The following is a 26,636-nucleotide window of genomic DNA, read 5'->3' as shown; positions in this document are numbered from 1 at the left end:
CCTTTATTTAATAAGTTCCTTTTCTTTTGACCACCAATCTTGAATGGCATGATACTCAACATCGGTCACCGCTAGTGCTTGGAGCATAACTTGTAAAGTCGTTAATTCTGAAATAACAGAACAACGCTGTCTTAACGCTTCCTGGCGTTTTTCTGTTCCATCCTTTGTTCCAAGTTTAGGTAAGCTGATCAAAGCAATCGCTTCTTCAGTTTGAATCCAACCTTCAAAATCATTTTTCACTAATTCAAATCCAAGATCTTGTAATTGCTCAGAGTATGGGGTGAAAAACTTCTCGTTTTCTTTTGCAATGTCTATAAAGATGGACCCTGTTCTCTGCGTGAAAAATTTAGGTTTTGATTGCTGAGACCAAACAAATGCCTTGAGAAACGCTTGATCAAGATTGGTACTCATACTCATCAATTCCCCAGTTGATTTCATCTCTGCTTCTAGGATCGGGTCTAATCCGGCAAGCTTCTGATAAGAAAACACAGGTGCTTTTACAGTATAAAAATCAGGTTCTGGTAAGATGATTTCGCTTAGGTTGAGTTCGGACAAAGTTGAACCTAATAATAACCGAACAGTATAATCAATTAATGAACGATTCGAGATCTTGCTAAAGATCGGAACAGTTCTTGAGGCACGCGGATTAATTTCAATGACATATAAGTGACCTTCAAATAAAACGAATTGGATATTAAAGATTCCTTTGAAATCCATTCCTTTTGCAATTCGCTCTGTATATGAATAAACAAGGTTCTTAACATTCTCTGAAATGGTATAAGGCGGTGTAACAGCGATACTATCACCCGAGTGGACACCTGCACGTTCTACGTGCTCAAACATGCCAGCAATACACACTTTTTCTCCGTCCGTTAAAGCATCTACTTCTAATTCAATGCCTGGATAATACGCATCAATTAAAATAGGATATGCCACTTGATGTTCTTCATCAGCTAGATACGAAACAAATTCTTTTTCTGATTGGAAAAGCATCATTCCTTGGCCACCAATTACGTAAGAAGGACGAATCAAAACGGGGTAACCAACTTCTGAAGCCCTTTTCAATGCATCCTGCTCACTGACTGCTGTTACACCAGGGATATGAGGAACATCGACTTGCTTCATAAATGAATAGAATCTCCCACGATCCTCTAATTGATCAATCGTGTCAAGATTCGTTCCATAAAGCTTCACTCCTGCTTTTTCTAATCCTTCAACTAGAGAAATGGCAGTTTGACCCCCAAGTTGGACAATGACTCCTTCAACTTGTTCTAATTCAATGACATTTAAGACATCTTCTACTGTCAAAGGTTCGAAATACAAACGATCTGCCGTGGCATAATCTGTACTAACTGTTTCTGGATTGTTGTTCATCATGATCGCTTCGTACCCAAGACGATGAAGACTTTGGATCCCTTGAACCGAGCAATAATCAAACTCAATCCCTTGCCCAATCCGAATAGGACCAGAACCTAATAATAAGATTTTCTTTTTACCTGATTGCGGTATCGTATCATGCTCTCCAGACCAACTAGAGTAAAAATAGGCGGTTGATGCCTTGAATTCACCAGCGCAAGTATCGACCATTTTATAAGAAGGAACAATGTTTAAATGCATCCGCTTTTCCCTGACAACACTTTCCTCTACATTCCATACATGTGCTAACCATTGATCGGAAAATCCTGCTTTTTTCACTTTATAAAGAAAAGCTTTATCGGCTTTTTCAAAGCTTAAATTTTTAATTTCCTTTTCTAAATCGATTAACCGCTCAAAAGATTGTAAAAAGAATTCCGTAATCTCCGTTACTTGATGCAACTCTTTTCGCGAGACTCCTCTTCTCATCAACTCTAATAAAACAAAGAATCGACGATCATCAGGATGTTTAACTAGATGCCAAAGTTGCTCAGTTGACTTATTGGTGACAGCTGGCAATGTTAACCCCACTGTTTTTAATTCAAGCGAACGAACCGCTTTTTGAATACCAGCTTCTAGATTACGTTCAATTGCCATTACTTCCCCTGTTGCTTTCATCTGTGTACCAAGACTTCGTTCTGCATGAACAAATTTATCAAATGGCCAACGTGGGAATTTCACTACAACATAATCAAGTGCAGGTTCAAAGCTCGCATACGTATGTCCTGTTACTGGGTTGACTAGTTCATGCAAATTATACCCGATGCTAACCTTTGCTGCCATTCTCGCAATTGGATATCCCGTCGCTTTAGAAGCAAGTGCGGACGAACGGCTTACACGTGGATTTACTTCAATTAAATAATACTGCTTACTATTTGGATCCAAAGCGAATTGAATATTACATCCGCCTACAATACCTAAAGCACGAATAATTTTAACTGAGCAAGTTCTAAGCATTTGATATTCAACATCTGTTAGTGTTTGTGAAGGAGCAACAACAATCGAATCACCAGTATGAATCCCTACTGGATCAATATTTTCCATATTACAAATGGTAATACATGTATCATTGCTATCACGCATCACTTCATATTCGACTTCTTTAAACCCAGCAATGCTTTTTTCAATTAAACATTGACTGATTGGACTAAGCGAAAGTCCTCCCTTAATAATTTCCTTAAGTTCACTTTCATTTGAGGCAATCCCTCCACCCGCTCCTCCAAGTGTATAAGCAGGACGAACAATAATTGGATAGCCAACTTCATTTGCAAAATCAAGAGCTGCCTTACTTGTTGTTACGATTTCACTGTCTGGTACTGGTTCATTTAACTCTTGCATCAGGGCACGAAACGCTTCACGGTCCTCACCTTTTTTAATCGAATCTATAGGAGTACCAAGTAAATTGACATTATATTTTTTAAGAATCCCAAAGTCATTCAGATCCATTGCTAAATTTAAACCGGTCTGTCCTCCTAGAGTGGCTAGAATTCCATCTGGCTTTTCTTTTTGGATGATCGCTTCCACACTTTCTACCGTTAATGGTTCAAAGTAGACACGATCGGCACAGGATTCATCTGTCATAACGGTTGCTGGATTGTTATTAATTAAGATAACCTCAATACCTTCTTCTTTTAAAGCTAAACAGGCTTGAGTTCCTGCATAATCAAATTCTGCTGCCTGCCCGATCACAATCGGTCCTGATCCGATGACAAGCACTTTCTTTAGGTCTTGTTGTTTAGGCATACGCTTTCTCTCTCCCTTTATTACCTAGCATTTCTATGAATGTATAGAAGAGCTGTTCGCTGTCAGATGGTCCAGGATGAGCTTCTGGATGAAATTGAACGGTAAATACCGGATATTCTTTATGCATCAATCCTTCGATCGATCGATCATTAATATTAATAAATTTCGCCACAAACCCGGTTCCACCTAATGAACGCTCATTAACTACATAACTATGATTTTGAGACGTCATATACACTTTGTTCGTTGTAAGGTCCATCACTGGTTGATTAGCTCCACGGTGACCAAACGTTAATTTCTCCGTATCCGCTCCAAAAGCAAGTGCTAACAACTGATGACCTAAACAAATTCCCATCGTAGGATAAGTCTCTGCGACTTTTTTAATTGTTGGCAATACATCTTGTAGTTGCTTTGGATTCCCTGGTCCATTTGAATAAAGTACACCAGCTGGGTTAAGCTGTTCAATCGTAGCAAACGGGGTATTATAAGGAACGATCGTCACCTTACTACCTAACTGCAATAAAGAATCTAAAATTGATTTCTTATAGCCAAAATCAACCATTACCACATGATGTTCGCCATCTCCATGTGTTTCGATCATCGAACTTGACACCATGGGTACAACTTCTTGCTGTCCAAGTGGGGGAAATTCTTTAAATGCTAGATTGGTAGGATCTGTTGTTATAATGGCACGCATATCGCCCTGCTCTCGTATCCTTTTGACAATCGCTCTCGTATCAACCCCAGAAACTAATGGAATTGAGTGCTTATCGCAGTAGGTAATAAGGGAAGAACAAGATTCATAATGGAATCCTTCCTCTGATACTTCACTGACTAGAAGAGCATTGACTTGCGGAGTGATACTTTCAAAATCTGCTTCATTGACTCCATAGTTGCCAATTAGTGGATACGTGAACACGACCATTTGCCCTTTAAAAGATGGATCACTTAATACCTCTTGATAACCAGACATTCCTGTAAAAAAGACAATTTCTCCATAAACTTCTTCGCCATTACTATGAACAACGCCTTCAAATACTTCTCCGTTTTCTAATACGACGTATCCTTTCATCTGATTCCCTCCCCATTTAAACGAATACTTATACTAGTTATTCGATTTTTATACAACGCTTATCATATTAAATCACTACTCGTTTAGGTAGTGATCATCTGTACTTATAAATTGACCCCTTGTTTTGCATCAATTGTTGTTAAAACGTCCGTTAAAATATCTGTAGCCTTTTTAAGTTCCTTATCTGTCACAATTAACGGTGGTAATAGACGCAATACTTTTGGTCCAGCAGGTAAAACGAGTAATCCCTTTTCTCTACAAGCTTCGATGATAGGAGCCACTTCTATTTCACATGCAATCCCTAACATCAAACCTTTCCCACGAACTTCCTCTACTAATGAAAGAGAGTTAAGGCTCTCAAGCTCTGCTTTAAACCATTTCCCTTTAGCTTGAACTGATTCTAGTAACGGTAACGTGAAAACTTCATTTAATACAGCTTCTGCTGCTGCCATGGCTAGAGGGTTTCCACCAAATGTTGACCCATGACTTCCTGGAGTGAAAGCTTCTTTTAATCCTTCTTTTCCAATAAGTGCACCAACTGGAAATCCATTCCCTAAACCTTTTGCGAGAGTAATCATATCCGGATCTAAACCAAATTGCTCGTAAGCAAACGCGGTTCCTGTTCGCCCAATTCCCGTTTGTACTTCATCAATAATTAAGAGACAACCATACTGTTCACAAATAGCTTTCAATGCACTGGCGAATTCCTCGGTCATTAAGCGAATGCCGCCTTCTCCTTGGATGACCTCAACCATAATGGCAGCTGTATCCTCTGTTACAGCTTCTTTAAGGGAGCTCGCATTATTCATCTCAATATACGTAAACTCCGTTAAGAGCGGACCGAACCCTTGATGAATTTTATCTTGCCCTGTTGCCGCCATACTCCCAAGCGTGCGTCCATGAAAGGAATTTTTCATGGAGACGATATGATGTTTTCCCGTTGATTTTCTAGCTAATTTAATGGCTGCCTCATTGGCCTCTGCACCACTATTACAGAAAAAGACGTAATCCCCTACACTATGATCAACAAGTAACTGGGCGACTTTCTCTTGACCCTCAATTTCAAAAAGGTTAGATACATGCCACAATTTTTCTAGTTGTTTCTGTACAGCTGAGATCACCTTCGGATGGCAATGACCTAAGTTACAAACAGCAATTCCTGAAATAAAGTCTAAATACTCTTTTCCAGATGCATCTATTAGTGTTGAACCAATTCCTGTTTCTGGTTTAATGTTCCATCTAGCATAAGTTGGAAAAAGTGCACTCATGTTCATTCCCCCTTAAGAAACATAAAGTTTCATTTTTGACCTTATTATTGTTGTTCCTTTAACGGCCCCATCGTCTCCAACATTTGTAGACTTCCCATTCATTATCATGACAGATTGTAAACTATCCGTTAATGTAGAAAGGGCTGCTCTTACTTTAGGAAGCATTCCACCATAGATCGTTCCGTCAGCAATATATGCTTCAATCTCATCGGCTGTCACTTTATCCAGGCACTTTCCATCTTTTAAAATCCCATCTACATCGGTCACAAACACAAGCTGTTCTGCACCAAGTTCTTTGGCTATAGCTGCTGCTGCACTGTCTGCATTCACATTATAATGAATACCTTGTTCATTCATTCCAATTGGAGCAATGACTGGTATCATGTTCAATTCCATAAGAGAGGAAAGTAAATTTGTGTTAATCTTTGTCGGTTCACCGACATACCCGAGCATTCCTTCATTAATCGGTTTCACTTCTATTAATTTCCCATCACAACCAGATAATCCAACCGCTTGCCCTCCAGCTTGATGGATGCTTGTAACAACTTGCTTATTTACTTTTCCACAAAGGACCATTTCAGCTGTATCTAGCACGTCTTCAGTCGTTTTTCTGAGTCCATCAACAAATTCCGATTTTATGTCTAGTTTTTGCAAAAGCTGATTGATAGCTGGACCACCACCATGTACGATAATCGGATGCTTCCCACTCTCTTGCATTTTCACAACACTTTTAAAAAATTCAGAGGATAACTCAGCAATCGTACTTCCCCCGCATTTAATTACAACAACATCCTTCACTCGTTTCCCCTCCCCGGGATTTTCACTATTACGTTCTATATCCTGCATTTATCCGTACATAATCGTAAGATAAGTCGCAACCCCATGCTTTGCCACTTCCATTAGCTAAATGAAGTTCAACTTCAATTACAACCGTATCATTATTTTCCATGTAAGATTTCGCTTCTTCTTCTGAAAATGTTGTAGGTTGACTTTGGACAAGGGTTTGAACAGGTCCGATTGCAATGTCAATCGTTTCAGGATTAATTTCACACCCACTATAACCAATTGCACAAATAATTCGTCCCCAGTTTGCATCTGTACCAAAGACCGCTGATTTAACAAGATCTGACCCAACGATTTTCTTCGCTACTTTTCCTGCCTCTTCATCATTTAAAGCACCATTCACTCGTACTTCAATTAGCTTTGTTGCCCCTTCACCGTCTCTAGCAATTTGTTTCGCTAGTGACTCACAAGTTTCTTTTAAGGCAAGGTAGAAGCCATCCCAATCTGGGTGATTTGGAGAAAGTGTATCGTTATCAGCTAAACCTGATGCCATTACGACAACCATATCATTTGTCGATGTATCTCCATCTACGGTAATTCGGTTAAATGTTTGATTTGTAATGTTAGATAATGCTTGTTGTAGTACATCTGATTCTACATTTGCGTCAGTTGTAACAAAAGAAAGCATTGTAGCCATGTTCGGATTAATCATCCCAGAGCCTTTTGCTACTCCACCGATGGAAACTTTTTTCCCATCTATAATTGTCTCAAAGCATACTTTTTTATTTGTGGTATCCGTTGTTAAAATCGCTTTATTAAACGCTTCTGCATTCTCTAACGAAGACTTTGGTTCAAGCTGTTTAATTCCTGTAACAATTTTTTCCATAGACAGATATTCACCAATTACACCCGTTGATGTAATCGCTACATAATGATCAGGAATTTCAAAATGATTAGCACTTTGCTTTCTCATTTCATAAGCATCCTCTAATCCTCTTTTACCCGTACATGCATTTGCATTACCGCTATTAACGACTAACGCTTGGATTTTCCCTTCTTTTTCAATCGATTCTTTTGTGACCTTAAGCGGTGCTGCTTGAATTCGATTACATGTATATACGGCTGCTACACTAGCAGGAACTTCACAAAGAATAGCTCCTAAATCTAGTCTTTTTCTTTTTACTCCAGAATGTAATCCTGTCGCTGAAAAACCTTTTGGAGTCACTATACTACCATTTTCAATTTCCGTAACCGTCGGTGCTGTAATACCTTTCACAAAATGACCACCCTTCATTATGGATACATCGGAACTAATTTCAGCCCAGTTTCTTCTTCAAATCCATTCATAATATTAAAATTTTGAATCGCTTGACCAGAAGCTCCTTTAACCACATTATCAATTACTGACACAACCGTAATTCGTCCAGTTCTTTTATCATAAGTTATCCCAATATCGCAATAATTACTACCGTAAACTTCCTTCGTAGCAGGATATTGCCCATCTGGTCTCACTCGAACGAAACGCTCATGGCCGTAGGTTTCTCGGTAAAGTTCTCTTAGCTCTTGTTCTGTTGTCTTCTTCTTTGCTTTTACATATATAGTTGCCATGATCCCACGTACCATTGGCACTAGATGTGGTTGAAAGGTGACCGTAGAAATCCCTTTATTCCATTTATGCAAAAGCTGTTCAATTTCTGGAACATGTTTATGTTGGTTAATTTGATAAATTTTGAAATTTTCATTCATTTCACTAAAGTGTGTAATAGCTGAAGGGGATCTTCCTGCTCCAGATGTTCCTGACTTTGCATCTATTATAATGGAATCAACTTCAATCAAATCGTTTTTAACAAGTGGGGCAAGACCCAGTAGTGTCGCTGTAGGATAACAACCAGGGTTTGAAATAACCTTTGCCGTTTTTATCAATTCACGATTCCATTCAGGAAGTCCATACACCGCATCTTGAATTAAAGAAAGCGGTGCAGCTTCTCTTTTATACCAAGATTCATAGACATCTGGATCTTCCAAACGTAAATCACCAGATAAATCAATAACCTGACAACCTGCAACCGCCAATTTTCCTGACCACTCTGCTGAAACTCCAGGAGGTGTTGCAAGGAAAACCGTATCAACCTCTTCTTTGACTGATTCTATATTTATCGATTTGAGTTCGTTGTAGTAAATCTCAGATACGTGCGGATATGATTCTTGTATATTCATGCCTTCTTTTGAAGATGAATATAAGACGATATCTTGCACATGAGGATGTTGGTTTAGTAGCCTTAACAATTCTGCGCCACCATAACCTGTAGCCCCTATAATGCCAACTCTCATTTCAACCTCTCCCAACTTTTCTATATCTGCTCTTTTGATCTTGTTACTCATTATATCTATGTATAAAAATTAATTCAACTGTATTTTTATTTTATTTTGTCTATTTTTTATTCAACGGCTAAATCGACTACTTTCAATGATTTTTTTTATTTATATAGATCCTCTTCATGAGTAAGGAGAATATGAAATCATTATACATTTTCTGACTCTAATATGTGTCTGTCTATTTTTCATCGCTTTTTTTAAACGGTTTTACTTCCTTATCCATCTTTTGGCAGATGTTATCGGAACGATTTCGATTATATATAAAAGGAACACCTCGTTTATTTAAGTAGTTCCATTTTTGGAGAAACACAAGAAATAACACATCAATTAAAAGCCCAAATCATAGTGATTTGGGCTTTTAATTGATGTGTTATATCAAAGTTTATTTAGTTTTAACATATGAAATCCCATTGCAATTTTGTTAGAGATTTTTTGAAATAGCGGACCTGGTATCCTCTTGTATCATGAAAGTAGCCAGTTTTACGAAAATAACGGATTATATGTCCGCTAACCATCAGTCAACTTCCTTTATTTAATTCGGTGCTTAACTTAAATAAGGTATAAAATAAAACGCTTGGAATTTTAATAATCATCCAAGCGCTTTTGTGTGCTAATTGTTATGTTATTTCACTCGTTATTTCTGTTGTGATTTATCTGATCTTTTACTTTTTCTCCACATTATCGGAACTACTTATCGTTTATTGGCATGTCTTTAACTTACTTAATCTAGTTTACTAAATTCATCATGAACGGTAGAAGCGATCAATTCAATTTGTTCGCCCCAATGATCATTTACTTGATGATAGATATACTTCCCATTTTTATCGAGAATACTAACTCCTCGATAGGAAATTTGATCATTTCTCATATTCACATGTTCGAGCACTTCAAATGTATGATCTGATAAAAATGTAAATGTAAATGCCCCGGCTTCTTTTAAGCTTTTTGAATTAGCAGGAGTATCCGTACTAATGGCATAAAGGTCAGCATCTAATCCTTCAAATAACTCTATATTCTCTTGCAGCTGAACCAGCTGCTGTTGGCAAAGTCCTCAGCCAACTTCCGTGAAGTGAAACAAAATTGTCGCTCGATCTTTATTAGTCAAGGTAACCTCTTCACCTTGTTCGTCAATAAGACTTAATTCTCCGTCTGGTTCCACATCTGACGTTCCACACGCTGTTAAAAAGACGCTTAAGATTAAAACAGCAATCATCCATCTAGATTTCATAGCCAATACCATTTTTTCACCTCTTCTAGTCACTTTACATTTGTTACGATAAACCTTACTATTTAACGGTTTTTAAAAGGTCATCAATAATCGGTTTTTGATTCGACTGTAGCCCATCGTATTTCCGAATAACGTTTCCATTTGGGTCTACTAAGAAAAAGCTTGTACTATGAACAATATCGTCACTATCATCAATATGCTGAACAGGTGTTTTAAAGCTTTCAGCAGCAAATTCTGTAATTTGCTCTATCGTGTATCCCGACAGAAACTGCCATGATGTTAAATCTGCGCCAACATTGTTTCCGTATGAGTAAAGTGCTTCAGGGGTGTCTCTTTCTGGATCAACCGTAAAAGAAATAAACGACATCTCAATCCCCTCTTCCTTCATTGCCGCTTGAAGCCGTTGCATATTAGGTGTCATCGTTGGACAAACGGAAGGACAATGCGTGAATATTAAATTGGCTAACCAATATTGACCTTGCAATTGCTCCGTCCCATATGCTGTACCATTTTGATTGATAAACTCAAAATTCATCGTTTTCATCTCAGCTTTTGAAATGTCATACTCGGATGAGCCACCACTTCCAACTTGATACACCCAACCACAGCCTCCTAATAAGGCTAATAACAAGAGTGATATAACTATTCTCATAACCAGTTCCTTTCTTAGTCATAAACATATAAACCGCAGTGAATACTTCTCTTGCTTTGGAACAACACTCTAAATAAACTAAATCTCTACCTACTCGCTGTCGGGATATCGCTAATCGTTAACTCCCCATCCTGTTGTTTTTCTTTGGTTAACCATTGCTTAAACACATAACCAATCGTAATACCATAAGCGATTTCTTGCATGATTTTCATTAAGACTCCTGCAAGCTGCTGGTCCATTCTCGCTTCTAAAAATGTAAAGGAATTAGGACCTGAAAAAAGGGAAAGTGGTACCTCCGCTCCTGCTGGCAAACAAAAAGCCATCACATTAGCCCATACTGTTGGATCCGTGTACGTTTGATAAAGAGGAGCCCCAGCAAAAATAATTAAAGCACAAGCAGGTGTAATAAGAATACCATTAGCAAAAATATACCCTACTCTTCGTAAGTCTGATAATGGAAATGCATTTGGTAATGGAGCAATCATATGCCACCACATTAATAACGCAGTAAATAACAACAAATACTCATATAAACTGTGTAGTACGACAGCTTGCATCAATGTATCAAACATTAATGGAACATGATAAAATGAAAAAAGCCCGTTAAATAAGAAAAGAGCTGCTATTGGACTCCATATTACACGAAAGATCCTCTCTGTCATAGGAGAACGAAAACGCTCAATAAAAGCTTGCAAAAACCAAGTAGGTGTACCAAGCAAAAAGAGAGGAGTCGCAATAAAATAGGCAAATACCATTTGTGTCATGTGATAGCTAATCATAATATGTCCTGCTAGGTAAAGAGGACTACCCCAACCAATGTATAAAGCAATCAGTGCCAAAATAAAATATATTCTTTGCTTCAGCCCTACAGGAGTTGAGCTTTTGAAGCGATGACGCCATTTTGTAATCATCAGGAAATACACTATCCCAACAACTGCTAAACCAATTAATAACTCCGGAGTCCATAGAGCTCGGAACCCAAAATTCTCAAATAATACATCCACTGCATTACCTCCTTTGTCGAGAATTTAATAAAATACATACATTCTTGAAAGTTGAGACAACGGTTACGTTTAGAACAACTTTCTTAACACCTCTTAAAAGCAAGTCTATCATATCATATTTTCACTCAATAAAAATTGAACGAATACGGAATATTTCATAAGAAATATCAACCAATGGGAGGAAGATTTTGATGCCTGAACAACACTTAATTGCTTTAGATTTAGATGGTACGTTACTAACCGATGAGAAAACAATATCCACAAAGACAAAAGCTACTATTGCTAAGGCAAGGGAACAAGGTCATATCGTTTCTATTTCTACCGGTAGACCTTACAGAGCCAGCATCCAGTATTACCAAGAATTAAAACTTGATACAGCGATCGTTAATTTTAATGGCGCTTTCGTTCATCACCCTTTTGATAAAAGCTTCGGCACATATCATTCACCATTAGATTTAAAAACAGCTAAAACAGTCATCGAGACATGCGAAGCGTTTAACGTTAGTAATATCATGGTTGAAGTTATTGATGATTTTTACCTTCGTCATTTTGATGAAGTATTTTTGGAAACGTTCCTTGCTGGACAGAGTCCAGTCGATTACGGAAACTTACTACATATTTTACAAGATGACCCTACTTGCGTCCTCATTCATCCACAGGACCACCATGTTAAACAGTTACGTGAGCTTTTAGTAGACGCCCATGCTGAAGTGATCGATCAAAGGGTTTGGGGCGCTCCTTGGAATATCATAGAAGTTGTCAAGGCAGGTATGAATAAAGCGATTGGTTTAAAGAAGGTAGCTGATTTTTACAATATCCCTAAAGAACGTATTATCGCCTTTGGTGATGAAGACAATGACTTTGAGATGATTGAATTTGCCGGTCAAGGTGTTGCAATGGCAAATGGCATAAAAGAATTAAGAACACTCGCAAATGCCGTTACTCTCTCTAATGAAGAAGATGGCATCGCTGTTTACCTAGAAGAAGCTCTTCATTTACGCTAAAACTTTTGAATGAGATGGACATTAAAGGGCAACTTAATGATGTAACATTCCATTTCATACCAAAGGAGCAATAACACCATGTGTAAAAAATTAAAGCTGGTTTACAAGCAAGAAAAAGACGCCGTACAACGAGCGTATGACACAGAGATGGAGACGATGACTATGGGTGATACGTCTCTTAAAAAAGCCTGGCGCCTACATAATAAACAACTCGCCCAAGGATTACACTAATGGAAAATCAACATTTCTTAGAAGCTAGAGAATCCGTTGCTCGCTTTGAACTACTTGCCTTAGCAGCGGAAACTGACATTCAGCATGAAGCCGTGAAAAAAGAATTGCAGCGTGCAAAAACCGCCTTAAATTCTGCTTTTACCAGTTCTTCTCCAGCTGAACAAGATCAAATAGTTCATATGCAGGATCAACTTAACCAACTATACGACTATAACCTTTAAAATTACTTCATTCCTGATACGTTCTAATGGAAAAATGGTTTCTCAATGGTTCTTGTTTAGTTCTGTTGAGAAACCAATTAGTTTTTGCTTTTATCACTTTCACTTACTATGTTTATTAAGTAGTAAATAATTTACTACTCAGTACCCATGTTTTATGTTAACCTGATAATAGTTAAATTAGGTAACAATGTAGGGGGAACTTGAAGAATGGTGAAGGTGTATGAGGTGGATAAAGACGTCGATATCCAATTCAAACGACGAGTTGCCAATTTATTTATGGGGCAGTTAGAGCCTATTGGTCCTGCCAATGTTTATGACCAGTTAATGCGCACAATTGATCTTGCTCTGAAACAAGATTCACAGGCTCATATTTTTGTTGCTGAGAAACAAGATACATTGGTTGGTGCTGCATTTTTTAACGTCGCCCTTAGTATAGACAAAGGTGGTCATTATATCTGGTTAAATGATTTATATGTCCACAAAGAACACAGAAATCAAGGAATTGCAAAGAAACTTCTCCTTCATGTCATCTATTGGGCAGAGAACGAAGGTATTAAAGGAATTGAGTTAGAAACTGGTATTAACAATGAAGCGACTAAATCCCTTTATAACTCCCTTGGGTTTTATGATATTGTTTCTAAACGATATGGATTTCGTTATTAGACTGCTGACAAGCTCAGCAGTTTTTTTATTTTGTAGAGAAAATTCAAAAGTTTTTTTAACATTCTAAAATAGCCTGTCTTACCTACTATATAAATTAAGTTCACTTACTTTTTTGTATATTTATCACGCCCATTTCGCTTGAAACTGGGCGTTTTGCTTCTTTTTTCTGATTATTCAACATATGATGTAGCAACCATAACCATTAGCAATGCGAAGCTGTCAAAGGAGTGTATGCAGAATGATGAGAGATTCGTTTGTTGAAGTGGAATTTTCGGAAGTCTATATCGAGCTGTCAAAACCCGCACTACACCAATTCATAAAAAGACTGATGAGTCAGCATTATTCCCTCTTTTGGCGGTATGATGCAAAAACAATCTATCTCATGATAGAACTAGAAGATTCTGTTCACGAACTCCCTTTTATCCGTAATACAGAATTTCTCACCCTTTCAGCTGACAGTCTTCATATATATGATGATGTGTTAGCGAATGCACTTGAGAAACTCTTGCAGCACGAAAAAGGTAATGGGATTGTTAAGCGCTCAACAGAAGGTCCCCTTTATATTACGTCATACCAATCTGGAGATATTGAGTCAATGATAGAAATTGATGGGAGTGAAAAGGTCATGATGAACCGAAATGGGTCGATGATACAGTATAAGGATGATGGAAAGTCACTTGAACCACGCACCATATATAACATGATGAATCTTGAAATTGACTATGTCTTAATGGAATTACATGAAGCCCTAGTCGATTCCGATGAATGGTTAATTAGCTCACACAAGATAAAGCTGAAAAAACTATTATCGCGACGGGAACAGGTTGAACAACTTCTATAATAGTTAAGCTCTTCGATTCCGTTGACACTGAATACAACGGAAAATGCAAGCACCGTTTTAGTGCTTGCATTTTTTCGGGACTACTCCTATCACCATGCATCCTCCAATGACTTAGCTTCCTCACTTAACGCTCAGTCATAGTTACCTTTTGTCAAATTGTCCTTCGACGCTTTTCAATCTGCTGCATCTATAAAGGAAGGCCATAAAGGTAGGATTTTGATGAAGGTATTTGGTGTGACTAAGAAGAAGATGCTTTTTCTCTCACACGGTCAGATCCCTATCCCTAAGCGGAAACTTCGTAAATATAGTAGCCTAATTAGTGTATTTATGGCACCTCCTGCTCCAATGCAAAAGCCAACCAAATCTGCTTAATCGTATACTCAAGCAAATAGGAATTAGGAAAAATCATCAAAGTAATTAAAGATGTAGATAAAAAGAAATTTTCCTTTCCTTCTCGATTCTTGCGTCCTAACAATCGTTACCAGGATCAATCTTTGTCATTTTCTTTTATAGGATTTCGCTCATTTGCTTTATGTAAAAACCTCTTTTTTCCTCCTTCCTTCTCATTTATCAAAATCTTTGTCCTAATCGGTACGATCACCTACAATCAATAATAGTCAATTACATATGTTGCGAAAAAATTAAAGAAAGGTGTATAGGCTATTTTGTTGGTACCTTCTTACCAAACACTTTACAAGAAAGTATGGCAATTGCTTTATATGCGATGTTCATCGCTTTACTGATGCCTTCCTTAAAGAAGCACCAAAAAATAGTTGCCCTTGCTGTAAGTGCAGCGCTTTTAAATAGCCTATTTTCCCTTTTTTTCCCCAATGGATGGTCCATTATCATAGCCACATTAATGGCAGCAGCAGGTATTGAATTATTCACCCCAAAAGGTGGCGATTCCAGTTGAATATGACCATTCTTTTATCATTGCAGGTATGGCTCTAGTTACGTATATCCCGAGAATGCTTCCTCTTGTTTTTATGGATATTGAAAAAGTACCAGAGTGGGTTCAAGCCATTTTACGAAACGTCCCTTATGCCGCACTAGGAGCTCTGATCTTTCCTGGTATCCTTACCGTTCACGAGAATAGTTGGTACGGAATGATCGGAGGCATCATCGCTATTGTTGTTGCTTATTTGGGGGCTAATCTCATTATTGTTGTAGTAAGTAGCATTGTCGTCCTTATGCTACTTTCGTTGCTTATTTAACAGGAACCAGAAAAAGCAGAAGTTGCCCTTTTTCTGGTTCCTCAGCAATGCACGGAGCCATTGCCTCTTCCTTTTATCAAAGGTTAAAGAGCTCTTAAAATCAGAGCTATGTCGCGGAGCTTTTGTTTGAAAATCTTCTTAGCCCATAGTTTTGAGGTCTTATTCTCACCTATTTTGTAGTTTAAGGGGTGGCATTGCTCCTTTTGACACCCTGTCCACTCCTTTATTGTTGTTTGGGGTGGCATTCACTCCTTTGACACCCTATACTTTCTCTTTTTTGTGGTTTGAAGGTGGCATTGCCCCTTCATATTATCGGAAATTTGTAGTCTAATAACTTTTTCCTTTTCCTCCTCTTTTCTCAACTTTGTGATTCACCTTTCTTCTAAATGCTTCCAAATTGATTAGTTAATCACTATTTTTTTCCAATATCTTAATCTATTTTACCCGTTCACTTTCTTTCTTCCGCTTAAAGCGATACAATGAAAGAATGGAATTTTTCGGATTAGAGGTGAGAATCTTACAATGAATCGCTCGCTTATAAAAAAAGAGGCAGAGGTATATCAAGAAATTGAACAGCCAATCCTCATAACATTTAAAACTATTACAGCTTCAAGATATGTCACTAACCGACATCTAGAACAATTTTCTAAAGATGCCATATCTCAAATTAGTGATCGAACTACAGACTACCCATGGCTTTATTTACTAACCTATATGGGTGGAGTCTTTGAGCGCTCAAACCATATAACCAACTACCAAGAGTTTGAAAGAAGGTTTACTTATTTTTATCACTCCCTTAGTGATGAGATCATCGAGCAGGTTGAACATTTAGAAGCGCGACCTTACCGCTTATTTATAGATCGCTTACTTAAAAAGACAGCAAAACATTCAACATTAAAACACGCACCTTGGCCACAATTACTTTTAAAGTTGTTACCTGCTATGCCTGCTGCTCATATTGATCATGTATATCAATCTCTCTCGTCATCAATTGATTCTGCTCTATGTTCTCAGTCAGTTGCTCTTGCATATAGCTACGTTGCTTTATTAGCTGGAAAAGAGATGTCCGCTATAGGAAGTTTGCAGAAGAATGGAGCAAATTTTCGTGAGCAGGAGGTTACACCTCATTTTCAATTATTAAAAGACCGTGCTCGTTGGCAAACAATGAAGCAATGGCTATCTGTTTTGTTTCCTCATAAAAAAACAGGTCAATATGGCTCCTTACAAAAGTTTGTCGATGAAATGAACACTGTGATGCCAATTAGTTCAAAAGAACAACATTCAATTTGGAACCGTTGGCTGCTTTCACCTAATTATCAACGGTTTAAAACATATACAAGTCATATGTCAGACCAAGAACAAATTAAGCTTGTTGAACGTATTCTTCCTGAACTCGAACAAAGGCTTCATCAAGTCGAAGCAGCAAAAACATACGAGAAAATTGTACTTGCTTATGAGCAGTTTGAGCTAGCTGCTCGTTATTTTCTTAAATATGAACGTGATCCTACCCGTATGCGTGAGGAAAAACTTGAATTACTAGTTGCTCTTAAGGGGGCTAGACCAGACCTTGCACGTCCCATTTATCACCAATTTATCGTTCGGCTTGTGGAGAAAAAATCTCGAGTCCACTACGAGCAAGCGGCTTCCTATTTACATGAATTACAAGCTTTATATACGAGTGATGAAGAACGAATACTTTTCATGAACTATGTTAAGAGATTAAAGAAAATGTACCGAACGTACCGAGCGTTTGTTGAGGAGTTGAAACGAATTGACCTCTAAGATTATCGTACATGCTGGATGGCTCGAGGAAGCCTTCTTTATTTGGGGAGAACGAACACCGACGTCGCGGTTTGACCAGATTGTCAATTTTCAATATCCCTTTTTGTATTCACCATTTGAACTGAAGCTCACTTTATTTAGAATGGACCAAACATCCTTTTATGGGACGTTTATTGATACCGATAAAGGTATTATTGATGTTCCTATCCGTTCACGAGTCTATTCATCACCTGCAGGAGAAATGACAGTCTACCAAGCCGAGGCAAATATGGAGCAATACTCATTCCCCTTAGAAGGTCTTCGTTTTTCAATTGATTCTTTGGTGGAATACCTATCTTTTTTTGAATCATGGAAACAGGAGGATGACATAGAAGTCGCTCCCGATTTTAAAGCCTGGCTATCCCTGTTTTATACGATTCAAGCTAGTATTCAAAAAGGATCTTTCTCTCCAAATGGTTCCGGTCAGTGGGAACTTGATGATTTTCCCTATGCAAAATGGTTAGACATGATTCCCCTAGCTGGAAGATCGATCCGAGCTAATACAAGTTACATTCAAAATCAACCAAATACCATCCTAACTACGGAACAACTTCAAACCATTGTGACAAAGATAACTGATGCCATGATTCGATCACTGCTACAGGAACCTGTCGTTTTTGATGCATATTCACATTGGCAAAAAACTGTCCATTCAACATGGCTACCACTTGTCCAAAGATTAAATGAAAAAGGGGAATTAGAAAACGCTCTATCTACAACTACTTTTCAACAGCAAGTAGGCGTTCTCCAAACAAAACCATTTAAATCAGGATTGGCCTTAAAAGAACCACATTCAAAAGACGGCAAATGGGAAGTCTCTCTTTGTATGGTCGATCGGAATCACCCCTCTTTAATGGTCGAAATGGACCAATTGGAGCAGGGTGAACACCCATGGCGGGAAAATCCAATTGCTCAGCTGAAAATAGATTTAAAAAAAGCTCAAGAAGCATTGGATGTGTTAAAACCTTTACGTCTTTCATCACCAACTTTGTCTTTAAGTGCAGAAGAAGCTTATGAACTATTCACAACCTCAGATGATCGTCTAAAGCAAATCGGCTTTCACTTAATTGTGCCCAAATGGATGATGGAGAAGAAAAAGCCCCGCGTCAAACTAATGATGCAACCAGCTGATCGCAATGGAGCGGCAAGCGAGCCATTGCTTGACTGGCAAAGTGTAGCTTCTTTTACATACGATATCGCACTTGGCAACCAAACGATAAGTAAAAAGGAATTTCAGGATTTTGTTGATGGTCAACGTCCTTTTCTTTATGCAAATGGGGAATGGACATCATGGGACAAATCATTAGCTGATAAACTGTTACGTTATTTAGAGGGAATAGAAGACCAAGCCTCTTATTTAGAAGCTTGGCGTCTAGATCAAGAGGTTGAGAATGGAAACGTAGAAACAGACTTAGATATTCAATGGGATGTTGCATGGGGAAAGGAACTAACAAATTCATTACAAGAGCTTTATAATTCTACTCCATCCCTTATTGCCACTCCAGAAGAATTAACGGGTGTTCTTCGTCCTTATCAACTCGCGGGGGTTTCGTGGTTAGCTCATTTAAGAAGAACTGGATTCGGTGGTTGTTTAGCAGATGACATGGGTCTCGGTAAATCGATTCAAACAATTGCCTATATGTTACATGTGATAAATGCTCAAAAATCGGCACAAAAGATCTCTCCTCCCTTTTTGCTGATTTGTCCAACTTCTTTGATTTATAATTGGGTTTCCGAATGTGAGCAATTTGCTCCATCCATTCGTGTTTTTGTCCACCATGGACCCTCTAGGTTGAAAGAGGAGGAACTTCATTCCGAGGAATGGGATGTCGTTATTACATCCTATCAATTAAGCGTAAGAGATAGTCATTTGTTTCAACAAACAACTTGGAATGGACTTATCTTAGACGAAGCTCAGCATATTAAAAATGTGGAAACGAAACAACGTCGTGTTATCAAGGGAATTAAAGCTACACACCGAGTTGCCTTAACGGGTACACCGATTGAAAACAGACTAAGAGAACTTTGGTCGCTTTTAGACGTTCTTAATCCAACATATTTAGGGTCTTATCAAGATTTTCAAACAAATTTTATGAAACCGATCGAACGAGATCAAGATGATGAGCAGTTAAAGAAATTACAAAAGCTAATTCACCCCTTAATTTTGCGGCGAAAAAAATCGGATCAATCGTTGCAATTAGGTCTGCCTGAAAAGAAAGAAAAGATTCATCATGTTCATTTATCACTTGAACAAGCTGGTCTTTATCAAGCTGTAGTAGATGACATTGTCACACAATTAAATCAAGTCACATCACTCGAGAGAAGAGCTCTCATTTTAAAAAGTCTTACAAAACTCAAGCAAATTTGTAATCACCCTGCCCATTTCCTTAAAGACCGCACATTAGAAGAACATCAATCTGGGAAATGGGATGCATTTTTAGCTTTAGTCAATGACTTATTCGCTCGAAAAGAAAAGGTACTCATCTTTTCTCAATACAAAGAAATGGGTACCTTAATTACTCAATCATTAGAACAACATTTTCAGCAACAAGTTCCATTTTTACATGGAAGTTTAACAAGAATGAAGCGGCAAGAAGCAATTCAAGCCTTTCAAACACAACCCGATGTTCAGTTTTTTGTTCTTTCGTTAAAAGCAGGAGGCGTTGGCCTCAACCTCACCTCTGCAACTAATGTTATTCATTATGACCGCTGGTGGAATCCAGCTGTTGAAAATCAGGCAACAGACCGAGCCTATCGAATTGGACAAACAAAAGATGTCACTGTCCATAAACTCGTTACAACTGGAACACTCGAAGAGCGAATTGACCGGATGCTCGTGAAGAAACAAGCGCTTGCTGACCATATTCTCGCTGCGGGCGAGCAACGAATAACAGAATTATCCAACGAGGAAATTATGGAGCTCATTCAGCTGACGTAATTCCATTTGAAGGAGTTGATGCTAGATGAAACAACTGGAGAAACCCTTTTCTGATTATTGGTATGGAAAAAAAGAAATTAATCAGTCGATTAAGACCACTGAATCTACACTTAATGATTCAGAAGATGATCAGTATCGCACATTAAAAAAAGCCATTCAACAAGAAGCGATTCGTAAATGGAGTCGTACCTAAAAATGAAAGAGCTGCGGTTCCGTATTGGAATTGCAGCTCTTTTTCAATTTAGTTAATATTTACTTTTACTTGTTTGTGAAACGTATTAGCATCATCCCATTCACTGCCATCTACAGCTGCTACCATTAGTTGTGCATCAAGTATATAAGATCCAGCTGAGATATTGTCGAGAGAAATACGTTCTTCAAACACCTTGGTTTCTGAAGGTTCAAACGTTTCATGCACTAGTGCCATCGTAAACATCATACCTTCTGAGTAACGATACACACTCTCTCCATCCTCATTTTTCAGAATAAGTTCATACTTCTGTCCTGAAGAAAAATCAATGGAGGATGCCTGTGCTTGATTATTTGTCACGGATAATGTAACGACTAACTCACCATCAGACTGTTCGGTTTTAACATCAAAGAGCCAGTTTGAATCAGACATTTTCTCAACTCCTTCTTTCGTTTCAAGAGGGGCATTTACTCCCGTACCGCATGCTGATAATACAAGTAACAAAGAAACGAACCATATTATATTTTTCATAGAGTTACCTCCTCGTATTATATCTTTAAGCCCTTATAAGAGCTAAGATCTTCCAACTTTAAATATGAGCAACCATTAACTAATTGGATTATTTGTTGGTTTAGATCTAAGTTCGTTTCATTCTTTTCGAAAAAAGCCGAATATCCCTGCAGTCTCTACAATATTCGTAAAAGCCTTAGGGTCTACGTCCTGAATCACTCGTTTTAACTCATAAAGCTCATAACGTGTGATAACGATCATCAGAACTTCCTGACTTTCAGATGTGTACCCGCCTTTAGCGGGAATTCTTGTAATTCCTCTTGTTACCCGTTCATGAATGGCTTCTCGCAAACGGTTAGCGTTCTTTGTCACAATCATAGCCGTTAGTTTAACATGACGAGTATAAATCGCATCAATCACTCGTGAAGTTACGTATAACGTCACTAAAGTATACAATGCTTTTTCTGGATCAAACAACAGTCCAGATGTTATCACAATCACACTATTTAATCCTAAAAAGTAAATTCCTACCGGTCGGTCACTCACTCTTGATAAAATGAGTGCAATGATATCAAGACCACCAGAAGATGAGCCCCACTTCAATGGAATTCCAGCACCAATTGCTAAAATAACCCCACCAAACACCGCATTTAGTAAAATATCTGGTGAAAATTTCCAAACTGGTAATAGTTCAAGAAAGAATGTTGTAAGCGCAACATTAAGAAAGCTGTAGATTGTAAAACTTTTACCGATCTTCATCCAGCCAAGAATCGCTACCGGAACGTTTAATATAAAAAGCAATACCCCTGTTGATAATGGTACAACCGTTGCAATGATTTGGGCTACGCCGGTAAAGCCACTAGCAAATACATTAGCAGGGATTAAAAAGAAATTTAATCCTGCAGCTAAAAAAAACGCTCCAACGACAACCGCAATTATTTTCTGAGTTTGTTCGATTGTTTTTTGTTTCATCATTGGTCTCTTACACCCATTATGAAGGGACCTTTCCTAGATGTTGTTCAACCCAATTGACAGAACGAAGAACAGCAAGGTGTGAAACAAACTTATGTCCTGATTGTTCTTCAGAACCAAATTGAAGCTTGTCTAGAGCATCTTCATAAATTACTGCTAGTTCCGCATATAATTTCTCTGAAAAAGGATAGGGCACCACTTGATCTTCTTTACCATGCCAAATGAATAAAGGCCGTCCGTTTAGCTTGTTCAATTGTGTCGTTAAATCAAACGGCTTGATCAGCTTAACTATTTCTTCTATCACTACATGTAACGTAGGAACTCGCACAATCGTTTCATTTTTGATCGTAATCATACAATCTTCACCCTTTATTAAACAGTTTTCCTAATTATAGCATTTCAAAATTGTGAATTCACCTTACCACTAACTGAATACACACCACAAGAAAAGCCACCATTATTGGTGACTTTTCTGTTGCTTATTATTATAGTATTGAACACTTGTGAGGGCCCCCTCGCCAACCATCTTATTATCCTCATAATCATATGGACTAGAATGTCCAATATTCTCCTTTTTTTCCTTTTCAATCCTTTTTTCTTCCCCGCTTATCTTTCTATACAAGCTCTGAATAGATCGAGATAGCTTTGTCCTCAGATTTCGTTTTCCTAAAATAACAGTCGTTGCCCCTGCTACTGCAGCAACAGACGCGATCATCGATTTCTTTGCCAATTTCATCTCCACCTTTCAGTAGTGTTATTTATGATATACCCCCATTCTTTGTCATTCAAACATCTAAGTCATAATACCCGGATAAATCGGACAATCTATAATTGAAAACGGTTGAAAGAGGTGAAGACATGTCCCGCACAGGAGATCATAATAAAAAGAAAAAGGATAGCAATGCATTAAACCGTAAAAAAAATGAACATGCACATGTAAATGCCGAACACGGCAAACATGACTATTCCAAAAAGACAGATCATCTATAAAAGAAAAGCATTGCTAACCATCTTTTCTTAGCAATGAGCGTTGCCACTACAATAAAGCGGGTTTCTTGTTGTTCGACACGCTGCGTGTGGAGAGCCATTGCTCACTCTCGAGTTGGATTTCCTACTTCATTGAAAAGCATCCTTTTCACTCGAATTTTAATTTTCTTATCACAAAAAATCCAAAAGCTCAAATTTGCGAGAGCTTTTGGACTTATTTTCCCATTACTTTAATTCTTTTCCATCTTTAACAATCCACTCAGCTCCGGCCTTCACGTCTCCATCCCAAGCCAACATCCCACCGTAATAATTGCTTACATCTTTAAAACCTTGATTTTGTAAATACATTGCTACATTTTGACTTCTGCCTCCACTACGACAAACAAACAGATAAGATTGTTCTTTATCTAGTTGATCAATCATTGTAGGTATTGTCCCCATAGGAATTAATGGAAGGCCAGGAATATGAGCTTCCTCGTATTCCTCGAGCTCACGTACATCAATGATAATCGGTTTTCCCGACTCACTTTTAACTAGCTCCTTTAATTCTTCTTTGTCCACCTGTTTAATACCATCTTGTTCAAATCCCATTTTAATCACCTCAATAATTTTTTTCAAATCACTCAATCGTTGTATTTCTAAGTAACCATAACCGATAAATATGCAGCACCAATACTTTACCTACTGCATAGGTTGGGACAGCTATAAGGAGCCCTAATAATCCCGCAAAACGACCAGCCACTAAAAGTAAAAAGATGATCGTGAGAGGATGGATTGCTAATTTTCTACCCATAATTTGTGGAGAGATTAGATTGCTTTCAATTTGTTGAACAACAATAACGACCGCAATTACCAATAACGCCATTACCGGGGAATCTAACAAACCAACAATCACCGCTGGAATGGTCCCAATCCATGGTCCTACAAACGGAATGACATTTGTAAACATTGCCACTAAAGCTAAAACGAGTGGGTAATCGAGTCCGATTATGAGAAAAGCAATGTACGCAAGAATTCCTACACATATACTAACAAGAATTTGACCTTGAATATAAGAGCTTAGCGCATAGTCCATTGCACTTAATATGTCTCTTCCCTCATTCTGTCTTTTTTCAGGTAATAGCTTTAAAAGTTGATTTGGGGCTTTCTCACCTTCTTTCAACATATAAAACAACACAAATGGAATGATAACTAAAATGATAACCGCATTTGCGATAAAGCCAAGAAGACCTGCTACATTTTGTCCAATATTCGAGACAAAATTATTCAAGTAATTGACTAATTCCATTGTAATTTCTTCTATCGAAAAATTCTCACTCTCTTGAAAACGTGAGACGTACTCATTTTCCTGTAAGTTAATAAACATATCGCGGATTTCATTAATAAATACCGGCATATTTCGTGTAAAACTATAAAATTGATTTTGAAGTTCAGGTCCTATAATAAAAATAAACGCAGTTATAAGTCCAACTACACCTAAATATAGTAGAAGAATAGCAATCGCTCGTGGCAACCTAATTGAAAGTAAATTTACAAAAGGTCGTAACAAATAGTACAGCACTCCACCCAAAATAATCGGTGCAAATAAAGTCTGAACTAATACAACAACGGGTTTAAATACCCAATCAATTAAAGAACCTAAATAAATAATAACAAAAATTAATACAATTCCGTATCCTAATCGGAAAGCTTTTGTTTGTGGCATAGCAAAAGTCCCTTCTACTTAATTCTTTTTTCCATTGTACCATTTTCTTCCGATTTCATCTTCTTTTCAACCTTAAAAATCAAGTAAGTAGGTAAAGCTTTTTTCTCTCTGTTAAAATTAGTCATTGTAATTCAACATGATTAATGTAGAATTTAAAGTAATAGATTTCATTACGAATAATTAATATTCTAATGAAACGTCTACAAGCAAAAGGGGGAATGAAAAGAATGAAAAGACAGTCGATGTTTCTCTTACTAGGATTACTCATCCTTCTACTTAGTGCATGCGGACAAGGATCAACTAGTAATGGGAACGATCAGAAAGTTGATTCTGTTGAAACAGAACAATCTAGTGATGCAACAGAACAATCTAGTGATGCAACAGAAGATACGGTTGACACGGAAGTAGAAGAAACAGATATAGAAACAGCCGAAACAGATACAGAAGCTGATCAATCAGAAGTAGAACCTACAACGACAACTGTTAAATTAATTTTCTCAGATGATGATGTAATGGATATGTATCTAGTAGACAGTGAAATTAATGCAACAGGCGACGCTGTATACAAAGCTACTTTAGAAGCTTGGATTGCAGGTCCAACAAAACAAGGATTAACATCTTTGATTTCTACTGATGTTGAAGTTCAATCTGTCGAAATCATCGATGGAGTTGCCCATGTATCCTTTTCTGAAACTCTATTAGATACGCAAGTTGGTTCTGGAACTGAATATATGCTACTTCAACAAATTGCAATGGCTATGAAGCAGTTCGGTTTTAACGAAACACAAATTCTGATTAATGGTGAAGTTTACCCAGAACTTTTTGGACATGTAGATACGAGTGAGCCAGTTGTGGCTGAACCACTTGAAAACTATAAAGACTTCAATTAATGGATGGGCAAGTCATACTTAATCTAAAGTAGGACTTGCCCTTTATCGGTTCAAGGGCAACAAATTTAGATCATGCCGCTTTATTTCCTGCTTTTCATATTAAGTCTTGATACACTGATGTAAACTACTTTTTGAGGTGATTATGATTGAAATTGTTCATTCCCTTTCTTTTATTCTTCTTTCTGAGCGGCTGTTTAGATAACATACCTTCTACTTCTAATGAGGAACTTGTGCTAACGGCTGAAAATAATCGAATTCAAGTTCAATTTGATAAAATTGAAGAAGCTGAATGGGAAGGACATAAAGGTTTCTTCATCTATATTTCAGCTACTTCATTAGTGGATTATGACGTAGAAAACGATTTCCTTTATCGAATCGGTTCAACCATAATTGACCACGGTGGTAAGCAGTATGAAGCACTTTTTTCAGAAACGGTTAAACCTGAATCCGATTCTAGTTCAGTCGTATTTCGACAGTTTTATTCACCAACTCTTGAAGATTCTATCGATACGTTGGCCATTGATATTTATGTAAAACCAACTTATTATATACGTAAAGTTGTCTTTCACGATCTTAAAGATGACATGAGTAACGTTTTAGTAAATGATCTATTTATCCAAAATGTTCAGGTTGATAACAAAGAAATTCAGCTAGATATCTTCGATGTTCATCATTTAAATGGACTCACTGTTTCCTTAAGGCAAGAAAATGAAGATATTTACCCAGCATATACCAGAACGACTTACGATCCAGAAAATAATCGGTTAACTGCATCCTATGAGTTTACAAAGACCATTCCCGAATCATTTACACTTACATTGAATCGTTTAAAACTTCAAGACCAATTCTGGCATTTTACTTTAACCGTACCAGCGAACTAAGAGTTGATTCACTTTTGGAATCAACTTTT

At 37.7% G+C, this 26,636-nt stretch carries 28 protein-coding genes; 12 read left to right on the top strand and 16 right to left on the bottom strand.

Going from position 1 to position 26,636, the window contains the following annotated elements; all coding sequences use genetic code 11:
- Positions 1-3: 3 nt before the first annotated feature.
- From carB to ctaG, 10 genes are all read right to left on the bottom strand, one after another.
- The gene (carB, locus tag LDX58_RS10560; RefSeq protein ID WP_227936799.1) at positions 4-3,156 is read right to left on the bottom strand and encodes a carbamoyl-phosphate synthase (glutamine-hydrolyzing) large subunit; all 3,153 of its coding nucleotides are present in this window, start codon (positions 3,154-3,156) and stop codon (positions 4-6) included.
- Complete coding sequence (locus LDX58_RS10555) at positions 3,149-4,228, bottom strand: carbamoyl phosphate synthase small subunit (protein ID WP_227936798.1); 1,080 nt, start codon at positions 4,226-4,228, stop codon at positions 3,149-3,151. Before LDX58_RS10555 ends, carB begins: the two co-directional genes overlap by 8 nt.
- 104 nt (positions 4,229-4,332) lie before the next feature.
- Entirely contained in the window at positions 4,333-5,496 is a 1,164-nt protein-coding gene (argD, locus tag LDX58_RS10550) for an acetylornithine transaminase (RefSeq protein ID WP_227936797.1), read from the bottom strand.
- A gap of 12 nt (positions 5,497-5,508) precedes the next feature.
- The gene (argB, locus tag LDX58_RS10545) at positions 5,509-6,294 is read right to left on the bottom strand and encodes an acetylglutamate kinase (protein ID WP_227936796.1); all 786 of its coding nucleotides are present in this window, start codon (positions 6,292-6,294) and stop codon (positions 5,509-5,511) included.
- 28 nt (positions 6,295-6,322) lie between these two features.
- On the bottom strand, positions 6,323-7,573 hold the full coding sequence (gene argJ, locus LDX58_RS10540) for a bifunctional glutamate N-acetyltransferase/amino-acid acetyltransferase ArgJ (protein ID WP_372459149.1): 1,251 nt from the start codon (positions 7,571-7,573) through the stop codon (positions 6,323-6,325).
- Positions 7,573-8,610, bottom strand: a complete 1,038-nt coding sequence (gene argC, locus LDX58_RS10535; RefSeq protein WP_227936795.1) for an N-acetyl-gamma-glutamyl-phosphate reductase — start codon at positions 8,608-8,610, stop codon at positions 7,573-7,575. Before argC ends, argJ begins: the two co-directional genes overlap by 1 nt.
- Positions 8,611-9,376: 766 nt before the next feature.
- Entirely contained in the window at positions 9,377-9,688 is a 312-nt protein-coding gene (locus LDX58_RS10530; RefSeq protein WP_227936881.1) for a redoxin domain-containing protein, read from the bottom strand.
- Between the two features lie 18 nt (positions 9,689-9,706).
- Positions 9,707-9,895 carry a hypothetical protein gene (locus tag LDX58_RS10525; protein ID WP_227936794.1) on the bottom strand — a complete coding sequence of 63 codons (189 nt, stop codon included), beginning with the start codon at positions 9,893-9,895 and terminating at the stop codon, positions 9,707-9,709.
- Between the two features lie 46 nt (positions 9,896-9,941).
- The gene (locus tag LDX58_RS10520) at positions 9,942-10,481 is read right to left on the bottom strand and encodes an SCO family protein (protein ID WP_227936793.1); all 540 of its coding nucleotides are present in this window, start codon (positions 10,479-10,481) and stop codon (positions 9,942-9,944) included.
- Between the two features lie 140 nt (positions 10,482-10,621).
- Positions 10,622-11,539 (bottom strand): cytochrome c oxidase assembly factor CtaG, encoded by a 918-nt coding sequence (gene ctaG, locus LDX58_RS10515; RefSeq protein WP_227936792.1) that lies wholly within the window; start codon positions 11,537-11,539, stop codon positions 10,622-10,624.
- Between the two features lie 191 nt (positions 11,540-11,730).
- Here ctaG and LDX58_RS10510 point away from each other — a divergent pair, with 191 nt between their 5' ends.
- The 9 genes from LDX58_RS10510 (at position 11,731) to LDX58_RS10470 (ending at position 20,665) form a co-directional block, all read left to right on the top strand.
- Positions 11,731-12,543: a Cof-type HAD-IIB family hydrolase gene (locus LDX58_RS10510; RefSeq protein WP_227936791.1), complete on the top strand. Its 813-nt coding sequence runs from the start codon at positions 11,731-11,733 to the stop codon at positions 12,541-12,543.
- A 230-nt stretch (positions 12,544-12,773) separates the two neighbouring features.
- Positions 12,774-12,995 (top strand): DUF3813 domain-containing protein, encoded by a 222-nt coding sequence (locus LDX58_RS10505; RefSeq protein WP_227936790.1) that lies wholly within the window; start codon positions 12,774-12,776, stop codon positions 12,993-12,995.
- A 207-nt stretch (positions 12,996-13,202) separates the two neighbouring features.
- The gene (locus LDX58_RS10500) at positions 13,203-13,658 is read left to right on the top strand and encodes a GNAT family N-acetyltransferase (RefSeq protein ID WP_227936789.1); all 456 of its coding nucleotides are present in this window, start codon (positions 13,203-13,205) and stop codon (positions 13,656-13,658) included.
- A 238-nt stretch (positions 13,659-13,896) separates the two neighbouring features.
- The gene (locus LDX58_RS10495; protein WP_227936788.1) at positions 13,897-14,499 is read left to right on the top strand and encodes a YkzI domain-containing protein; all 603 of its coding nucleotides are present in this window, start codon (positions 13,897-13,899) and stop codon (positions 14,497-14,499) included.
- A gap of 703 nt (positions 14,500-15,202) precedes the next feature.
- Positions 15,203-15,412, top strand: a complete 210-nt coding sequence (locus LDX58_RS10490) for an ABC transporter permease family protein (protein ID WP_227936787.1) — start codon at positions 15,203-15,205, stop codon at positions 15,410-15,412.
- Entirely contained in the window at positions 15,375-15,713 is a 339-nt protein-coding gene (locus tag LDX58_RS10485; protein WP_265416627.1) for an AzlD domain-containing protein, read from the top strand. The genes LDX58_RS10490 and LDX58_RS10485 overlap by 38 nt, the downstream gene beginning before the upstream one ends.
- A gap of 522 nt (positions 15,714-16,235) precedes the next feature.
- On the top strand, positions 16,236-17,495 hold the full coding sequence (locus LDX58_RS10480; RefSeq protein WP_227936786.1) for a hypothetical protein: 1,260 nt from the start codon (positions 16,236-16,238) through the stop codon (positions 17,493-17,495).
- Complete coding sequence (locus LDX58_RS10475) at positions 17,485-20,472, top strand: DEAD/DEAH box helicase (protein ID WP_227936785.1); 2,988 nt, start codon at positions 17,485-17,487, stop codon at positions 20,470-20,472. The genes LDX58_RS10480 and LDX58_RS10475 overlap by 11 nt, the downstream gene beginning before the upstream one ends.
- 25 nt (positions 20,473-20,497) lie before the next feature.
- Positions 20,498-20,665 (top strand): hypothetical protein, encoded by a 168-nt coding sequence (locus LDX58_RS10470; protein ID WP_227936784.1) that lies wholly within the window; start codon positions 20,498-20,500, stop codon positions 20,663-20,665.
- A gap of 48 nt (positions 20,666-20,713) precedes the next feature.
- Here the strand turns inward: LDX58_RS10470 and LDX58_RS10465 are convergent, their stop codons facing one another.
- The 4 genes from LDX58_RS10465 to LDX58_RS10450 all read right to left on the bottom strand — a co-directional run bounded on the left by LDX58_RS10465 (position 20,714) and on the right by LDX58_RS10450 (position 22,874).
- Entirely contained in the window at positions 20,714-21,193 is a 480-nt protein-coding gene (locus tag LDX58_RS10465) for a BsuPI-related putative proteinase inhibitor (RefSeq protein ID WP_227936783.1), read from the bottom strand.
- Between the two features lie 117 nt (positions 21,194-21,310).
- The gene (locus LDX58_RS10460) at positions 21,311-22,147 is read right to left on the bottom strand and encodes a YitT family protein (protein WP_227936782.1); all 837 of its coding nucleotides are present in this window, start codon (positions 22,145-22,147) and stop codon (positions 21,311-21,313) included.
- Between the two features lie 16 nt (positions 22,148-22,163).
- On the bottom strand, positions 22,164-22,499 hold the full coding sequence (locus LDX58_RS10455) for an alpha/beta hydrolase family protein (RefSeq protein ID WP_227936781.1): 336 nt from the start codon (positions 22,497-22,499) through the stop codon (positions 22,164-22,166).
- 102 nt (positions 22,500-22,601) lie between these two features.
- Positions 22,602-22,874, bottom strand: a complete 273-nt coding sequence (locus tag LDX58_RS10450; RefSeq protein ID WP_227936780.1) for a YbyB family protein — start codon at positions 22,872-22,874, stop codon at positions 22,602-22,604.
- 128 nt (positions 22,875-23,002) lie between these two features.
- Between LDX58_RS10450 and LDX58_RS10445 the strand changes: the two genes are divergently transcribed.
- Entirely contained in the window at positions 23,003-23,134 is a 132-nt protein-coding gene (locus tag LDX58_RS10445; RefSeq protein WP_227936779.1) for a DUF3941 domain-containing protein, read from the top strand.
- A 222-nt stretch (positions 23,135-23,356) separates the two neighbouring features.
- On the opposite strand, the gene LDX58_RS10440 is transcribed toward LDX58_RS10445, so the two are convergent.
- Positions 23,357-23,722, bottom strand: coding sequence for a rhodanese-like domain-containing protein (locus LDX58_RS10440; RefSeq protein ID WP_227936778.1), 366 nt, complete (start codon positions 23,720-23,722; stop codon positions 23,357-23,359).
- Positions 23,723-23,750: 28 nt separating this feature from the next.
- Positions 23,751-24,836: an AI-2E family transporter gene (locus LDX58_RS10435; protein ID WP_227936777.1), complete on the bottom strand. Its 1,086-nt coding sequence runs from the start codon at positions 24,834-24,836 to the stop codon at positions 23,751-23,753.
- Positions 24,837-25,063: 227 nt separating this feature from the next.
- On the opposite strand from LDX58_RS10435, the gene LDX58_RS10430 reads away from it, so the two are divergent.
- Positions 25,064-25,726, top strand: coding sequence for a GerMN domain-containing protein (locus tag LDX58_RS10430; RefSeq protein ID WP_227936776.1), 663 nt, complete (start codon positions 25,064-25,066; stop codon positions 25,724-25,726).
- A gap of 146 nt (positions 25,727-25,872) precedes the next feature.
- Positions 25,873-26,607, top strand: a complete 735-nt coding sequence (locus LDX58_RS10425; RefSeq protein WP_227936775.1) for a hypothetical protein — start codon at positions 25,873-25,875, stop codon at positions 26,605-26,607.
- Positions 26,608-26,636: the final 29 nt, after the last annotated feature.

It is taken from the genome of Alkalihalobacillus deserti (assembly GCF_020734105.1).
Taxonomy (GTDB): Bacteria; Bacillota; Bacilli; order Bacillales; family Bacillaceae_D; genus Halalkalibacter; species Halalkalibacter deserti.
Note: the sequence above shows the minus strand (reverse complement) of the source record. Positions and strands in the feature narration are given on the sequence as shown.

What these genes read in the sequence shown, in the direction of transcription:
- LDX58_RS10495 (WP_227936788.1), top strand. Translation starts at nt 13,897, where the DNA reads ATGATGAGAGATTCGTTTGTTGAAGTGGAATTTTCGGAAGTCTATATC.
- LDX58_RS10510 (WP_227936791.1), top strand. Translation starts at nt 11,731, where the DNA reads ATGCCTGAACAACACTTAATTGCTTTAGATTTAGATGGTACGTTACTA.
- LDX58_RS10455 (WP_227936781.1), bottom strand. Translation starts at nt 22,499, where the DNA reads ATGATTACGATCAAAAATGAAACGATTGTGCGAGTTCCTACGTTACAT.
- carB (WP_227936799.1), bottom strand. Translation starts at nt 3,156, where the DNA reads ATGCCTAAACAACAAGACCTAAAGAAAGTGCTTGTCATCGGATCAGGA.
- argC (WP_227936795.1), bottom strand. Translation starts at nt 8,610, where the DNA reads ATGAGAGTTGGCATTATAGGGGCTACAGGTTATGGTGGCGCAGAATTG.
- argJ (WP_372459149.1), bottom strand. Translation starts at nt 7,573, where the DNA reads ATGAAGGGTGGTCATTTTGTGAAAGGTATTACAGCACCGACGGTTACG.
- LDX58_RS10440 (WP_227936778.1), bottom strand. Translation starts at nt 23,722, where the DNA reads ATGGGATTTGAACAAGATGGTATTAAACAGGTGGACAAAGAAGAATTA.
- LDX58_RS10490 (WP_227936787.1), top strand. Translation starts at nt 15,203, where the DNA reads ATGGCAATTGCTTTATATGCGATGTTCATCGCTTTACTGATGCCTTCC.
- LDX58_RS10460 (WP_227936782.1), bottom strand. Translation starts at nt 22,147, where the DNA reads ATGATGAAACAAAAAACAATCGAACAAACTCAGAAAATAATTGCGGTT.
- argD (WP_227936797.1), bottom strand. Translation starts at nt 5,496, where the DNA reads ATGAGTGCACTTTTTCCAACTTATGCTAGATGGAACATTAAACCAGAA.
- LDX58_RS10430 (WP_227936776.1), top strand. Translation starts at nt 25,064, where the DNA reads ATGAAAAGACAGTCGATGTTTCTCTTACTAGGATTACTCATCCTTCTA.
- LDX58_RS10435 (WP_227936777.1), bottom strand. Translation starts at nt 24,836, where the DNA reads ATGCCACAAACAAAAGCTTTCCGATTAGGATACGGAATTGTATTAATT.
- LDX58_RS10525 (WP_227936794.1), bottom strand. Translation starts at nt 9,895, where the DNA reads ATGGTATTGGCTATGAAATCTAGATGGATGATTGCTGTTTTAATCTTA.
- LDX58_RS10500 (WP_227936789.1), top strand. Translation starts at nt 13,203, where the DNA reads ATGGTGAAGGTGTATGAGGTGGATAAAGACGTCGATATCCAATTCAAA.
- LDX58_RS10480 (WP_227936786.1), top strand. Translation starts at nt 16,236, where the DNA reads ATGAATCGCTCGCTTATAAAAAAAGAGGCAGAGGTATATCAAGAAATT.
- LDX58_RS10465 (WP_227936783.1), bottom strand. Translation starts at nt 21,193, where the DNA reads ATGAAAAATATAATATGGTTCGTTTCTTTGTTACTTGTATTATCAGCA.
- LDX58_RS10505 (WP_227936790.1), top strand. Translation starts at nt 12,774, where the DNA reads ATGGAAAATCAACATTTCTTAGAAGCTAGAGAATCCGTTGCTCGCTTT.
- LDX58_RS10555 (WP_227936798.1), bottom strand. Translation starts at nt 4,228, where the DNA reads ATGAAAGGATACGTCGTATTAGAAAACGGAGAAGTATTTGAAGGCGTT.
- LDX58_RS10445 (WP_227936779.1), top strand. Translation starts at nt 23,003, where the DNA reads ATGTCCCGCACAGGAGATCATAATAAAAAGAAAAAGGATAGCAATGCA.
- LDX58_RS10470 (WP_227936784.1), top strand. Translation starts at nt 20,498, where the DNA reads ATGAAACAACTGGAGAAACCCTTTTCTGATTATTGGTATGGAAAAAAA.